The sequence below is a fragment of the Variovorax sp. J22R115 genome, from assembly GCF_030317005.1.
Taxonomy (GTDB): domain Bacteria; phylum Pseudomonadota; class Gammaproteobacteria; order Burkholderiales; family Burkholderiaceae_C; genus Variovorax.
In genome coordinates, this window is the sequence record NZ_JASZYM010000008.1 from 21,438 (window position 1) to 35,568 (window position 14,131).

Below are 14,131 nucleotides of genomic sequence, written 5' to 3' on the forward strand. Positions count from 1 at the left end.
TCGACGCACCTCGAAATGAAGCCCCGGCGCTCGACGCGGGGGCTTTTTTTGTCCCGCAGCCGAAGTGACTTTGCCATCTCCACCACGGCCTGCTTGTCGAAGGCGTTGATCTCATCCACCCGTCGAGATCCAGTCTGGCTGTCACTCGCCAGGAACCACCCACGAGCAACGAATCGCAGACGATAGGCCAAGCCCGGCGGACAGGACCGCACGCGCATCAACATTCATGAGGACTTGAATTCGGGAGTGGTCAAGTGACTTCAATCATCGCGAAGCTGCAGGGCCAGCGTCGATAAAGTCCACCACGTCGTCGACGACGGGCGCCACCCAATGCAGCGGCCAGGCAAAAGCGCCTATCAGACTCGTGTGGCTCGCGCGTTCGTACAGCTTCAGCGTTGTCGGCACGCCCGCCGCCTCCAGCTTGCCGGTCAGCTGAAGCGTGCTGCGCCGCGGGCTGACCAGACGGTCGTCAGTGGCGGTCCCGAGGAAGCTTCGAGGTGCATTGGACGACGCGAACTCGATCGGCTGGGCCTGCTTCGGGTAGTTGGGATGAAAGAAGACCGGCTGTACCTCGGGGTTGTCGGTCGGAAAGAAGTCGTACGGCCCCGCCAGCCCGATCCAGCCGGCGAGCTCGGCCGGCGAATGGCCGGTCGCCCTCAGCCACCGCGGATCCAGCGCCAGCATGGCAGCGTTGTAGCCGCCGGCGCTGTGGCCCATGACGAATACGCGATTCGGGTCGCCCCCCAGGCTGGCAGCCTTTTCCAGGCCGTAGGCAAGCGCCTCTGCGCTGTCGCGCAGGAAATCCGGGTAGCGCACCGCGGGGTACAGCCGATATTCGGCGATCAAGGTCAGCACGCCACGCGCGGCCAGAGCCTTGCCAACGAAGCGGTAATCCGCGCGCGCCCCCGAATTCCACGAGCCGCCGTAGAAGAAGACCACGACTGGCCATCCGGCGTGCAGTGCGGGCGTCGTGGGGCGATAGATGTCCAGGCGCTGCGCGGGCAGGGCGCCGTAGGCCACATCCGCCTGAACGATGGCGGAACCGTCCGCAGACAAGGCGTTGAGCGTGCCGACCGCCGAGCAGCCGCCAATGCACAGGCCGAGCGCCGCCAGCGCCGCCGCATGCAAAAAGTTGTTCCCAATCAATGGCATCTCCACGAAGGGCGGTCGAGAAGAAGGCACCGCATCCTGGGCAGTTTCTCAGTTCGCAGCGCCAACCAGATCGGCTTGGAGCGCTTCAACAACAGGTGAAGTGAGATCCGCCCAGACGCGAACTTGCCGCCAACCGCCAAAGCGACGATTCGAAATGTTTGGTCTCTCCGGTGGCCGACGGCCAAGATCGGCGGGCGGTGAATTCGGAGGTCATCGCGGTGTCTGCAACGCGACTCATCTGGGCAGCCAGGCAGCCGAGGGATCGAGACCATCGGTGGGGTATGCAAACATCGAGGCTTCGGCGTTGATGCGCCACTCGAGCATGCGCTGTTTCATTCTCGCGAGTTCTTCAACGTCAACATCGCGCAGCGATGCCAGCTCTTTGGGGTCCTTGTCGAGGTCGAAAACCTCCATCGGCTCACGGTCGAAACTGTAGACGTATTTTCGATGGCCGTGTCGAGCACTCAAGAACGACCAGTCGATGCTGCTCGTGTAGAAGAGCTCCCGCTCCGGATCGACAGCGTGAAGCAGCGACTGGCCAGGCAGTTCCGCGCCTTCGATCTGCAGGCCAAGCAATTCGGCAATCGTCGGAAAGACGTCGATCTGCTGTCGTGGGCCGCGCACTCTGCCGGGCGCCAACGCCATGCCAGGCGCGTAGATCAGCGTCGGCACATGCAGGCCCTCTTGATAGATCGCGTTGTGGATCTGCTTGGCCCCGTGTTCGTCGAACATCTGTCCGTGATCGCCCACGAACACGAATATGGTGTCTTTCAACACCCCGAGCCGCCGGTAACCTTCCATCAGAGTCGAGAGCACGCCATCGATGTAACGCAGGCAGTTGTAATAGGCGTCCAGCTTTGGATTGGAAACACCTTCGAAGACAAGCTTTCGCCATGTCGAGGGCGTCTCGAAGTTGTGGTGGCCAACGTTGGTCATCACCGCAGTGAAGAAGGGACGCTTGGCGCGGACCTGGATCGCCGTCCAGTCGAGGATGGGCTGGACCATCCACTCGTCCGCGATGCCGAAATAGGTCACTCGTTCGGCCCCCGGGCGTGCGAGTTCCTTCTCGGTCTGGATGAATTCGAAGTTGAAGATGTCGACGACGTCGAGGTCGTTCTGGAAATGCAGATCCGTGGGCGTGAAGAAGCTGGTTGCATACCCCGCTTGGCGCAGTACCGACGGCAGCGAACGGATGCGAGGCTTTTTGCGATTCTCGCGCGCCCAGTTTTGGGTTCCCTCGTTGGCCAGTGGGTACTGTCCTCCAAGAATAGCGACCCACGCGGCAGCGGTGCGCGGAATGACCGCTGTCATGTCCTCGACCACGAGGCTGTCGCTGGCCAGAGATGCCATGAATGGGGTCGTCTGAAGCGTCGGCGTGTACATCGTGGTCGACACCGCGCGCATCGACTCCAACATCACGATCACTACGTTCTTGCGATCCGTAGCCTCCGTCTGTCTGGCCAGCATTTGAGCGCTATGCCAACGTGGCCTGCCGGTCCGCACAAACTCCGCGGCCACACTCAGCTGGATGTCATGCGCAAGCGTCGGGGCCGCGGTCTTGGCCAGCGTGATCAGCGTCCCCTCGGTGTGCCGCAACAGCGGCAGAAAGCCATGGGCCGGTGCCGGCAGGAGAATCCCCAGCGCAAGCGCCAGCGCCAGCACGCCCTCTCCCCACCCCTGCCGACCGGCGAGCATCGGCAGGGCAGCAAGCCTGCGATGGTGCCAAGCCCACCCTGCTGCGACGAAGATGCCGCCCCCGATTGCCAACGCGCGGAAGGAGGTCGCCTCCGGCGCAATAAGGGGAGCCACTTCCTTCACGTTCAGCGCCGCAAACAACAGCACCCTTGAACTCGTGGGCTGGCCGGTGGCGAGCTGATAGGCCAGATCGATGCCGACGAGGGCGCACAACGCGATCACCACCATTTGCAAAAGGAGCACCATGCCGGCCCTGGCCCGGGCGGGCGTGAACTTGAGGACCAGCCCCAGCGCGAATACGACGACGGCGATAGAGACAATGTCGCGCCACAAGCAAGCGACCAGCCCTGACACCTGGCCCGCAGCGGTGATGGTCCAGACCTGCAGCGTCCGAGCCACGGTGTGATCGTCGCCCGTCATCGGAAACATCAACGCGAGCAAGATCAGCACTGCGACAGAGATCGGCACAAACGTCCATCGGCGTCGTGGCAGAACAAGCCTTTGGATCGCAAGGCCCGCAAGCATCGCCAGGAGGAAGTGCAAGGAAGTAAACCACCAGAGCCATTGCAACAATGCGACCCACCGGAACGCGTCTTCCGGAGCGGCGAAGAGCGCGTTCATCACCAGGGCGGTCTTGGCGAGTCCCAGCCACAAGCCCAACGGAATCAGCAACACCCATGCGAGCCGCCACGGACCTTGAGCAGACCGAGGCGCTGGGGTAGAGCGGATCATGATGTCCGGCACTCTTCTCGAGCAGACAGCTGCTGCCCGTTCAGTGCCACAGAGTTTGTCAGATGCGCGCTCGGTACTCATAGCGGCGCTTTCGCCAGACTGCGGTGCGCTTCGCGCGAGTCGTTCTCGATGTTCTCGAAACGTGGCGCTTGAGGTCCGATTCTCTGACCAATGCAGAGGTTGATTTCCAAGCGCGGCCTTGTCCTTGACGTGCGCGTCAAGGGCATCGGAAGTTCGCCCTCGACTGCGAGGATGCCGCTGTCAATCTCGGCCAAGGTTCCGTGCGGCAGGACTTTCCAGTCGTGGTTCGGTTTGGGCATGGAAACTCCTTTCCGCTCGACATCGCCCCTTTCGTTGCGGATCGTGCCCACGGCGGCAACCAGCGAACAATAGGTCGCCTTCCATCGTAGGCGCGACGACCAATTGGAGTGCGAGTGTTTCCACTGTCAGCAAGTAGCTACTGGGACAGCATCAGGCCGTCGCCGACGCGGTTCCAAGGCCACCCCCCATTCGGCTTGTCTCGTGGGCTTTCCGGTCCAGCGCAGGGCGTCGATCCAGGTACGCGGGCGCCTGTGGTCACCCGCAGCGCAGGCGTGGAGGCTGCGCAGGCTCGCGATGGTCAGCGGCGATGCCTCGCGCGCTTCGGAGAGATACCGCAGCAGATTGCGCGGCAGCACGGAAAGCGGTCCATCGGCCGGCCGCAGGTACGCAGGGAACAGCACTGCAGCACGCCTGCGACCCTCCGGTCTGACCGGAACCGTTGGCGAATCGCCTCGACGTCACCGGTGCCGAACTGGAAGACCACGGAATGGAACGCGACCGACCAATGCCTTCGCGATGCCCTCCGCGGGCAGTAGACATACTCCTTCCTCACGCGCCGCGCAAGACGCATCCTAATGATGCTGGCACCACGCCCCAGTGCGATTCTTCCGATGGCTGACTTGCAGTCGACGGAGGTACCAAATGCTCAGATTTCCAATAGCAGTATTTGCGCTCGCTTTGGCGAGCCCGTGCTTCGCTCAATCCGAATTGGAGGGCGTCTGGACGGTCAAGTTCGCTGCGACCAATGGAACACAGCGAGAGGCCCGCGTTGCCATCAAAGGCGAGGAGGGCACCTGGAAGCTTGCTGCGGCCAGGACAAACCGCGAGGATCCATGCATTGGCTTGGCGATCCCCTTCACCGTTTCGAAGTCGGAGGAAGCGTACGCGCTTGCGATGTCGCCCTCCAAGGCGATGGCCGGCTGCGGCGCTGACTACACGTTGCGGGTTCAAAAGGTCGACGAAAAGACCCTGAAGGGCAACTTCCGCGATGGCCGTGAGTACGTCCTGTCCCGCCAGTGAAAAGCTTCGGCCTCGTGAAGCCTTGCCGAATCGCAGAACCGTTCAGTCCGCTGGCCGGGGACGGCGCGGTCGGCAACCTCAGGCGGTGACTCAGCCCTTGATTGCCTCAGTAGCGGTACGGGTTATCCGGACGGCGGTCGTAGCGGTCCGGCACACCATCGCGGTCGTAGTCACGCCGCTCGCCACGCGGCGGCGGCGGCGGAGCAGGGCGGCTGTAGTACGCGCCCGGCGGCGGCCCGGCGTCATAAGGAACGGCTACGCATCCCGCGAGGGCGGCACCGGCCAAGAGCAAGGGAATGAGTGCTTTCATATTGGCCAAGTTGCTCTTGTCCAAGCCGCGCGACCAGCGGCGCGTCCGCCCGTCTTCAAGTAGGCGCATGCCGCGTCAAGCCGCGTGTATGACGAGCACGCTAAGGCTTTTAAAGCGAAGTCCGATATCGGTGTCGCGCATCGACGGCGGCTGCGCCTCCCGCGCCCTCGGCCAATGCGCAAGTACTCAGAGACTCACGGGCGGTCCCGGCGGGCGCAGTCGCTGCTGGCGGGAAGGTCGCGTTCGTCGGCCAATCTTCTTCGGCCGCCTCGTCGAGCGCTTGGCCGGTGGCTTTTCGTCTTTCTCTTCGTAGGCTTCAGGCTGGCGCAGCGGAGGCGGTACCAATGTGGCGACTCATGATCGGCAAGGTAGACGCAGAAGGTCTGACGATGTAAGACTGAACCCGCTGCACTGCCCGCCAACTTGGTCAAGGTCGCATTGGAGTTGTCGAGGCCTCTTTGAGTCGCTGGCCAGTCAACTGCCCCACGCTGCTCAGGCTGGGCACGCCGGGGCTACCATGGACCAATAGCAAACCAGAAGGTAGGAAGGTAGAAATGTCCCACGACTCAATAGAGGCCCTGATCCTCGAGCAGGCGGCGGAAGCCATCATCTATGCCAATAAGGCGGGCGTGATCGAGCGGTGGAACGCCGCGGCAGTTGCCATGTTTGGCTACACCGCATCCGAGGCGCTGGGGCAGCACCTGGACCTGGTGATTCCCGAGCATCTGCGCAACGCGCATTGGCGAGGCTTCGACGCCGCGATGGAGAAGGGAAAGACCCGGCTGGGCGGGCGTCCGACGATGACGCGCGGGTTGCACAAGACCGGCCAGAAACTCTACGTAGAGATGAGCTTCGCGCTGGTCACAGACTCCACCGGTTCGGCACTGGGATCGGTCGCTGTGGCACGGGATGCGACCGAACGGGTCGAGCGCGACAAGGCGGCAGCGGCGGGCCAGCCGCGTTAATCAAGGCAATCCAGTGGCCGGCACGACCACCATGCGACTCGCGAGAAGCGGGGCCGGCGATTGGTAGCGAAGCCACCACTGAGCTTTCTCAACGATCTCGATGGGTCATTTGTGATGACAAGCGTTGCGTTGAGGTCCGCGGAGGTCAATGGGCTTACCGTCAGCTACAGGAAAACCGGGCAGGGTGCCGAGCTGGTGTTACTCCATGGATTCCTGTGTGATTCCCGTTGTTGGATGCCCCAACTCTCGGGGATGTCAGATTCTTTCACCGTCGTGGCATGGGACGCGCCGGGGGCGGGGGCGTCTTCGGATCCGCCGGACACGTTCACGACATCCGACTACGCCCGTTGCCTCGCAGGCTTCCTTGACACAATCGGGATCGATCGTGCGCATGTGGTTGGCTTGTCGTGGGGCGGAATACTGGCGCAGGAGTTCTATCGCCTGTATCCCGAACGTCTGCGCTGTCTCGTTCTGGCCGATACATACGCCGGCTGGAAGGGGTCGCTGCCCGAACCGGTGTGGAAGGAACGGCTGGCGGCCTGCCTCGCGGGCGCCGCCGGGCCGCCCGACGCACTAGTGGCCAAAGTCATGCCCAGCATGTTCTCCCATCTCGCCCCAGAAGACCTCCGGGCAGCGCTCTCGTCCATCATTTCCGAGTTCCATCCGGCTGGCTTCCGACTGATGGCCTCGTCGTCTGCGGAAATGGACACGAGGGACGTATTACCCCGTATCGAGGTGCCGACGTTACTGCTCTGGGGCGAAGAAGATCCTCGCAGCCCCATCCACGTTGCAGAGCAACTCCACGCCGCCATACCGGGCGCCGAGTTGGCGATCATTCCGAGCGCCGGTCACGTGAGCAATATGGAGCGGCCGGAGGCGTTCAATCTTCACGTTCGACGCTTCTGCACGGAGCACGACGCGGCCTGAAACGCACCCGAAACGCGCGATTGAACGCTCGCCGCCGGAGAGTATGTGGCGTCTGCGCCAAGGAGAAATATCTGCGCTGAACCTCGTTCATTCTTTGGACATTCGTGTTACCCACGTTGACCGTAGAAGAAAACCAGCGCCAACGCGCCCGAGGAAGAGAACCTCGCACTTATTGCCTGTGAAAGTTGTTCTCGGTTGCTGCTCACTGAGCCCGGGCCATTTGTCAAAGGACCCGCGACGGCCTTTAATGAAACGCATGGACAGCAAGCAATCCGCAGCAGGTGCGGAATGCTGATGCCGGCGTCGATCGCATAGCGCTCGAAGCGCAGGATGATCCACGCTGCACGGCGCGGCAGGAAGCGGTCGGACCACGCGTTGGTCACCCGCCCTCGTTCGTTCGGCCAAGTGAAGTGGCCGTACACCGACGGAATCGACTCGCGCAGTTCCTTGACCACCATGGGCACGACGGAGCGACTTGGCAGGCCCGCGCAGCAGATCTGGCGGATCCGCGCGAAGAGCCACGTGCCCACGCCGATAAGTCGCGTTTGATCACCGACGACAGCATGGCCATTCCGAGGAAGACCGCACCGCAAGGGCTGTATGCGGCGGAGGCAAAGTGACAAAGGTCACAACCGTCCTGTGCGTCACGTACTCGACCAAACAGAGGCGGATGCCTAAATTCCTTCTTACTGAAATTGCGCACCCGGCGCGATCCAGTCCTCGGGGAGCACTTGCCATGAAACTCTCTTCGCGTTGCCTGTTCTGGTTGACGAGCGCACTGTCACTGACGGCGATGGCCGTCGCGCTGCTTCAACCAAACCCCGCATTCGCGGCTGACCGCGCATACCTGAGCGAGCCCGATATCCGGGTCTTCCTTTTCGGCAAGAGCATTGTCGGAGAAGCCGCAGAGCCGGGCTAGGTCGCATTGAGAACTCGAAAGTAGCCGAGATGCTTGCATTTCGGTGCTGGATACCACGGCACACAGTGGGTCTTCGCGTGCGGCCCACTCAGCTTCGGCTGCCAAGCAGTCACCCTTACCAGGACGATTGCTCGCTGGCGTGCATTGCGCCTTCGGGTGATCGACTACTGCAGGATTCTGCAATTGCCGGTGCGTGCCCTCAGGTCGCTTTTACCGGCCATAGACGCGCATTGCCGCGTGTCGCCACCCAGGAGCAGGCATGAACTACCTCCGCATCTTCCATGTTCCAGTGCTCATGGCACTCGGTGCGATTGCCGCCGGGTGCGGCCAACAGAGCAACCAGCCGTCGGCGCGTTTACAGGCTGCAATCGCCAGTGGCGGCCAAAAGGTCGACGCGGGATTCGTTCATTCGAGAGACGCCAGGACAGCGGGCGAGCGCCTGGACGTGTACATCGGTGAAGTGTTTGCTCCCGAGCAAAAGGCCCTGTCCGTGAAAGACACAGAGCCGGATGCTCCGACCTTCTGACTCTTATGCGACTGGCCAGCGGCCATGCCATCTCGGTGAAAAGGTCACGCGGGAAAAGTGACGATCCATGACCGGTCCCTCCATTCAGGTTGAACACAGCGCCGGAGGCGTCTCCAGCGCTTGCGATCAACCAAGTAGGAACCGCCCATTCATCTTCAAGCCCCGCGCCATGCTATCCGCCATAGGATCGGCACAGGTCGAAAAAGGCTTCCAGTTCAGTCGACTTGTCAAAGACGCCATCCGCCCCGAGGGCTAGACACCTTCGGCGAATTTCGGCTGTGGGATAGTTGGTCAGGACGAGCATGTGTTGATGCGGAGATCGGTTCCTCGCGGCACGAAGAACGCTGAGCCCGGAGCCCTCCTTGAGGAAAAGATCCACGATCGCCAGATCCCATTCTTGCTCGTGCAAATCGAGTGCCTCAATGGCCTCCCCGGCCCCTTCCGCGATCGCGATCACGCGCGCGTTGGCCAATTCTGACAACGTCGGGACCAGATTCTCGCGAATCGTTTGGTTGTCCTCGATGAGGATGGTTTTGAGCGGCATCGTCGTGGTACGCCAGAGGCGCTCGGTCATAAGCACTCGCCCGCCAAACCTGCGGACGCCAGCGATTAGCGCAGCCGGTCCGCGGTCCGCCTGTAGGTCAACCACTCATATCTGCATGGTGCGGCGCCGACCTGCCATCCCGCCCTTCTTCAGTCGCTTTCTCGCCTTTCGCAACCTGCTCCAGGGATTCATTCACTTCGTCCAGCAGTGCTGCTGACTTGGTAAGCCGCTTCTCGAGTTCGCCCGCCTGCTCAACCGCCCGGTCGACCAGCTCCGTGGCACAGTCCAGCGGGGACTCTTCCTTCAGGACCGTATGGACCACCAGGAGGTCGTCAGCTACTCTCTTGACCTCCTCGGCGGCCTCTTTGTTCTTATCCAGAACTTCAACGATCGTTGCTGCTTTGGTATCACCCATCTTTCCTCCGTGGTACGGCTATGCGGCCGCGACGATCCGCGATCGGATTCCGACTGTACGCCAGATGCTGTCGGTCGGATCGGTGCCATCGGCTGCGCGCTGCGAAGCGCCGACCACAGCACCTGATGGGAGCCTGCAGGGACTTGACAGGGAGACCGACCTGCATCGCAGCGGACTCTGCCATAGGGCGTCCCCCCACCTCAGCCAAGCGGACTCACACCCGCGTAGGAAATACGCCTACATGCGGGCGCGCACGTCAACTCTCAAAGCGGTACTCCCAGTGACATAGATTCGAGCTTCACCCATTCGATACTGAGATGCAACCAGAGTGCCGTCGCCATGATGAGTCAACGCACCCCCCCGCAACCGCCGATTCTGGAGTGCACAGGTGTACCAGGCCTCGACGAGGTGCTGGCAGGCGGATTGCCCGCCGGCCACCTGTATCTTGTTGAAGGAACCCCTGGCGCCGGCAAGACGACTCTGGGCCTGCAGTTCCTTCTCCAGGGGAGGGCGCTTGGCCAGAAGGGCCTGTACGTCACGCTGTCCGAAACTTCCGATGAGTTGGCGCAGGGGGCGTTGTCGCACGGCTGGGACCTGGAGGATATAGAAATCTTTGATCTCGTGAGCGACGAGGGCCTGAGCGCAGACGCTGAGCAGAGCATCCTTAACCCCTCCGACTTCGAGCTGGGCGAAACGATCCGCAGCGTCATGGCGTTGGTGGAACGCGTGCAGCCAGAGCGGGTCGTTTTCGACAGCCTCTCAGAGCTGCGCTTGCTGTCCCAGAACCCGCTGCGCTATCGGCGGCAAATCTTGGCGCTCAAGCGCTTCTTCCTTACACAACGCTGCACTGTGCTCATGCTAGACGACAAGTCGGCGAGCGAGGGGGATATGCATCTGCACAGCATTGCGCACGGCGTGATCCACCTCGAGCAGAACACCCATACCTATGGCCCCGACAAGCGTCGGCTACGGGTGGTGAAGTTGCGCGGCGTGAAATTTCGAGAAGGCGAGCACGACTTCAATCTAGACCGGGGCGGACTCAAAGTCTTTTCGCGGTTGGTGGCCAACGAGCACGGTCGCGAGCATGCGAGCGCGACCGTGAGCTCCGGCAACGCAGAACTAGACCGGCTTCTGGGCGGTGGCCTCACGCCCGGCAGTAACCTGCTCTTCGCCGGCCCCGCCGGCGTTGGCAAGACCACGACCGCCGTGTGCTGCGCGCGCGCCGACATTCAGCGCGGTGGCAAGGCGGCATTTTTTCTTTTTGACGAAGGCATCAAGACCCTTTTGATGCGGTCGCGGGCACTGGGGCTCGACGTTGAACAGGACATCTCCGCCGGGCAGCTGATTCTGCACACCATCGACCCGGCAGAGATTTCCGCGGGCCAGTTTTCTCATCGCGTGCGCGATGCAGTGGAGCGCCAGGGTGTGAGCACGGTGATAATCGATACGCTGAACGCCTACCTGGTCGCCATGCCCGGCAGCAACTTCCTGATGCTGCAGATGCACGAGTTGCTCACATACCTCAATCTCCAGGGCGTGACGACCATCCTGGTGCTCTCTCAACATGGCCTTTCTGGCGACGTTCCAAACGATGTTGACCTGAGTTACTTGAGCGATTCAATGCTTCAGTTCCGGTACTTCGAGGCCCGTGGACGACTCCTTAAGGCGATGACGGTGATCAAGAGTCGCGCGAGCGCGCACGCCTCCACGATTCATCAGTTTCGGCTTGGCCCGAGCGGCCTTGAGATCGGTGAAGCGCTTACCGATTTTGAGGGCGTCATGGCAGGCCTGCCGCGCTATCGCGGCCGGACATCGCTGCTCGGCGACGCGGAACAGGCGTGACGGCGTGGAAAATCGAATACTCGTCCTGGCGCCATTCGGTCGCGACGCTCGAGTCATCCGCGAAGTTCTTGGCGCACGTCAGGTCATTGCACACATTTGCGAAGACGGCGATGCGCTGATCGGCGAAATTTACAAGGACTCGGCAGCGACGATTCTCACCGAAGAAGCGCTCGGCGATGGCATCTTGGACGCCCTGCGCGAGATGCTCGCAGCCCAGCCGCCGTGGTCCGACTACCCGTTTGTCGTCCTGGCAGCGCGCCAGACCGTACACCGTACCGATCGCGCTCGATCAGCGTTGCAGGAGCTCAGTAATCTGGTGCTGCTCGAGCGCCCGGTCAATCCCGACACATTGGCGAGCGCGGCCGAGTCCGCATTGCGCGCACGGCAACGTCAATACCTCACGCGCAAGCATCTTGCCGAGTTGGAAGCATCCAAGCTCAGCGTCGAGCAGCTCAACAACAAGCTGGAGACACGGATCGCCGAGCGAACCGAAGACCTTGCCAGCGCCAACGATCGGTTGATGCGCGAGATCCTGGAGCGCGAACGCGTCGAGAGTGCGCGCGTTCAGAACCAGAAAATGGAAGCGCTGGGGCGTCTGACCGGCGGGATCGCTCACGACTTCAACAACCTCCTGCATGCCGTCAACCTGAACTTGCAGTTGATCGAGCGGTCCACGGTCAACGAAGACCGCATTCGCCACTACGCGCGCCGGGCCAAGGAAGCCGTGGACCGAGGTTCGCGCCTGACCGGTCAGTTGCTGTCTTTTGCGCGCACGCAAAGCTTGGTACCCAAGCTGCACGACGTGAATGATCTCATCCGCAACATGGCGGAGTTGATTTCGATTTCGGTGGGCGCTCACGTCAAGCTCTCGCTGGCGTTGTGTACCGAGCCTGCCTATGTCATCGTCGACGCAGCCCAGATGGAAATGGCCATCCTCAATCTCTCGGTGAATTCGCGCGACGCCATGCCGCAGGGCGGCATGTTGGAGATCCACACAGAGATTGTGTCGGCCGACGCCGACGCCGACGCCAAGGCCGGTGCCGATGACCCCGGCTATTCATTGGGCTCGATCAGTGTCGCCGTGCGCGACACCGGTGAAGGGATCGCAGACAACCTGCTCGGCAAGGTTTTTGATCCGTTCTTTACGACCAAGCAGCACGCCGGCACCGGGCTCGGTCTGAGCCAGGTCTACGGATTCACGCGGCAGTCGGGAGGCAGTGTGGAGGTGCAAAGTGAGGTCGGCGCAGGAACGACGGTCAAGCTGCGCTTTCCGCTGTCGCCGGCGCCGAAGGATGCTGCTGAGGTCTCGCTTGGCGGGCAGAACGCCGCGATAGCTTGGCAGGCGGAAATCCTTGTTGTGGAAGACGACCCAGCCGTTCGCCGTAGCATGGTTGAGTGCCTTCAGGTGCTTGGATTCCACGTCCGCCAGGCAGCGGATGGCGCTGCGGGCTTGAGTGAGTTGAAGAAGGCGAAGCCGGATCTGCTGCTGGTCGACTACCTGATGCCACGCATGAATGGCGCGGAGCTGATCGCTCATGCACGCGCGATGTACAGCGATCTCCCGATTCTGATGGCGACGGGGTATGCGGACATGAACGCCGTCGAGCGTCTCATTGGCCCGCACTCGGTGCTCGCGAAGCCATTCGATCTCGACACTATGGGTAAGGCGGTGTTGGCGGAGCTTCGGCGCAACGTCTCGCCGCTGCCGTAGCAGCTCCTTGGATCCGTTTCAACACTATCTGCGCGGGCTAAGCTCGGGGAGCGGCCCGCGAGCAGTACCGGATGCGTCGCGTGGAAGGCGAGGCCAGGCCGTACCATTGCGGTCTGGAGTGAATCACCTTGGCGCGCATCAAATCAACGACCTTCGTCTTCCAGCCGGTTCAACTGGTGCGCCCCTGCGAGATCGTGGCGTTCCGGATCGCGGAAGCCATTCGCGCCGGCGATGTCAAGGTCGGTGAGCGGCTGCCTTCCGAACAGAACCTGTCGGACCAACTGGGCGTCAGCCGGCCGACGCTGCGCGAGGCCATCAAGCTGATGGTTCAGGCCGGCGTGCTGAATGTCAGGCCTGGGTCGTCGGGCGGTATCTTCGTCATCAGCCAGGCGGTGCCACAGGAACTGTGCGGCCTGCCTCTGCCCGAACTTCCGATGAGCGACATCGCCGGCGTGCTGGAGGCGCGCCGCCTGTTCGAACCGCACGTCGCGCGCATGGCGGCGACCTACGGCACCGAGGCCGACTTTCGGGCCATGCGCGACGCCGTGGCGCTGAGCGAGGAGACCGGCGCCCCCTATCGGCGCCGTCGCATCAGCCAGGAGGGTGTCGAACTCATGACCATCGCCAGCACGCGCTTCAACATCGCCGTCGCGCGCGCCACGCAGAACAGCGTGATCGTGCAGATGATGGAGATCCTGCTGCGGCGCATGGAACCGGTGCGGATGCTGGCCCTGAGCGAGCTGCCCGACATCACGCTGTCGACCCGCACCTTGGCCAATTCGCTGGCCGCCATCGAGAGCGGCGAGCCGGACCTGATCGACAAGGCGACGCTCGAACGCATCGGCTTGCTCGAGGTGGCCTGGGAACGTGCCACGGGCCGCCGGCTGCGGCGCCGGCCTCTGTTGCGACTGGTGGCCGACGAAGGCACCACACCTCCCCCAACGCCGAGCAGCCCGCCAAGGAAGCGCAGCCGCAGCCCGTGATGGTGCACGGCGCCTGAAAAAAGGCGGGCATGCATGTTGCAAGTTGATCGGTATCAAAATATACTGAAT

Annotated in this window: 15 protein-coding genes; 8 read left to right on the plus strand and 7 right to left on the minus strand. The window is 62.4% G+C overall.

Annotated elements, in window-relative coordinates; all coding sequences use genetic code 11:
- Positions 1-264: 264 nt before the first annotated feature.
- From QTI04_RS15195 to QTI04_RS15205, 3 genes are all read right to left on the minus strand, one after another.
- Complete coding sequence (locus QTI04_RS15195) at positions 265-1,128, minus strand: alpha/beta hydrolase (protein WP_286616334.1); 864 nt, start codon at positions 1,126-1,128, stop codon at positions 265-267.
- Between the two features lie 258 nt (positions 1,129-1,386).
- Positions 1,387-3,519: a sulfatase gene (locus QTI04_RS15200; RefSeq protein ID WP_286616335.1), complete on the minus strand. Its 2,133-nt coding sequence runs from the start codon at positions 3,517-3,519 to the stop codon at positions 1,387-1,389.
- Positions 3,520-3,656: 137 nt separating this feature from the next.
- Positions 3,657-3,899, minus strand: a complete 243-nt coding sequence (locus QTI04_RS15205) for a hypothetical protein (protein WP_286616336.1) — start codon at positions 3,897-3,899, stop codon at positions 3,657-3,659.
- A gap of 844 nt (positions 3,900-4,743) precedes the next feature.
- Here QTI04_RS15205 and QTI04_RS15210 point away from each other — a divergent pair.
- Complete coding sequence (locus tag QTI04_RS15210) at positions 4,744-4,920, plus strand: hypothetical protein (protein ID WP_286616337.1); 177 nt, start codon at positions 4,744-4,746, stop codon at positions 4,918-4,920.
- A 106-nt stretch (positions 4,921-5,026) separates the two neighbouring features.
- Here QTI04_RS15210 and QTI04_RS15215 read toward each other — a convergent pair whose 3' ends face one another.
- Positions 5,027-5,254 carry a hypothetical protein gene (locus QTI04_RS15215; RefSeq protein ID WP_286616338.1) on the minus strand — a complete coding sequence of 76 codons (228 nt, stop codon included), beginning with the start codon at positions 5,252-5,254 and terminating at the stop codon, positions 5,027-5,029.
- A gap of 530 nt (positions 5,255-5,784) precedes the next feature.
- On the opposite strand from QTI04_RS15215, the gene QTI04_RS15220 reads away from it, so the two are divergent.
- Both QTI04_RS15220 and QTI04_RS15225 read left to right on the plus strand, forming a co-directional pair.
- The gene (locus QTI04_RS15220) at positions 5,785-6,195 is read left to right on the plus strand and encodes a PAS domain S-box protein (protein ID WP_286616339.1); all 411 of its coding nucleotides are present in this window, start codon (positions 5,785-5,787) and stop codon (positions 6,193-6,195) included.
- Between the two features lie 114 nt (positions 6,196-6,309).
- Complete coding sequence (locus QTI04_RS15225) at positions 6,310-7,122, plus strand: alpha/beta fold hydrolase (protein WP_286616610.1); 813 nt, start codon at positions 6,310-6,312, stop codon at positions 7,120-7,122.
- Between the two features lie 107 nt (positions 7,123-7,229).
- On the opposite strand, the gene QTI04_RS15230 is transcribed toward QTI04_RS15225, so the two are convergent.
- Positions 7,230-7,652 carry a hypothetical protein gene (locus QTI04_RS15230; protein ID WP_286616340.1) on the minus strand — a complete coding sequence of 141 codons (423 nt, stop codon included), beginning with the start codon at positions 7,650-7,652 and terminating at the stop codon, positions 7,230-7,232.
- Positions 7,653-7,858: 206 nt separating this feature from the next.
- Here QTI04_RS15230 and QTI04_RS15235 point away from each other — a divergent pair, with 206 nt between their 5' ends.
- Positions 7,859-8,041, plus strand: coding sequence for a hypothetical protein (locus QTI04_RS15235; protein ID WP_286616341.1), 183 nt, complete (start codon positions 7,859-7,861; stop codon positions 8,039-8,041).
- 259 nt (positions 8,042-8,300) lie between these two features.
- Positions 8,301-8,567: a hypothetical protein gene (locus tag QTI04_RS15240; RefSeq protein WP_286616342.1), complete on the plus strand. Its 267-nt coding sequence runs from the start codon at positions 8,301-8,303 to the stop codon at positions 8,565-8,567.
- Positions 8,568-8,739: 172 nt separating this feature from the next.
- Here QTI04_RS15240 and QTI04_RS15245 read toward each other — a convergent pair whose 3' ends face one another.
- Together QTI04_RS15245 and QTI04_RS15250 are read right to left on the minus strand one after the other, a co-directional pair.
- On the minus strand, positions 8,740-9,111 hold the full coding sequence (locus QTI04_RS15245) for a response regulator (RefSeq protein WP_286616611.1): 372 nt from the start codon (positions 9,109-9,111) through the stop codon (positions 8,740-8,742).
- Positions 9,112-9,208: 97 nt separating this feature from the next.
- The gene (locus QTI04_RS15250; RefSeq protein ID WP_286616343.1) at positions 9,209-9,526 is read right to left on the minus strand and encodes a hypothetical protein; all 318 of its coding nucleotides are present in this window, start codon (positions 9,524-9,526) and stop codon (positions 9,209-9,211) included.
- A gap of 339 nt (positions 9,527-9,865) precedes the next feature.
- On the opposite strand from QTI04_RS15250, the gene QTI04_RS15255 reads away from it, so the two are divergent.
- The 3 genes from QTI04_RS15255 to QTI04_RS15265 all read left to right on the plus strand — a co-directional run bounded on the left by QTI04_RS15255 (position 9,866) and on the right by QTI04_RS15265 (position 14,062).
- Complete coding sequence (locus tag QTI04_RS15255; protein WP_286616344.1) at positions 9,866-11,368, plus strand: ATPase domain-containing protein; 1,503 nt, start codon at positions 9,866-9,868, stop codon at positions 11,366-11,368.
- Between the two features lie 4 nt (positions 11,369-11,372).
- The gene (locus tag QTI04_RS15260) at positions 11,373-13,079 is read left to right on the plus strand and encodes a response regulator (protein WP_286616345.1); all 1,707 of its coding nucleotides are present in this window, start codon (positions 11,373-11,375) and stop codon (positions 13,077-13,079) included.
- A 128-nt stretch (positions 13,080-13,207) separates the two neighbouring features.
- On the plus strand, positions 13,208-14,062 hold the full coding sequence (locus tag QTI04_RS15265; RefSeq protein ID WP_286616346.1) for a FadR/GntR family transcriptional regulator: 855 nt from the start codon (positions 13,208-13,210) through the stop codon (positions 14,060-14,062).
- Positions 14,063-14,131: the final 69 nt, after the last annotated feature.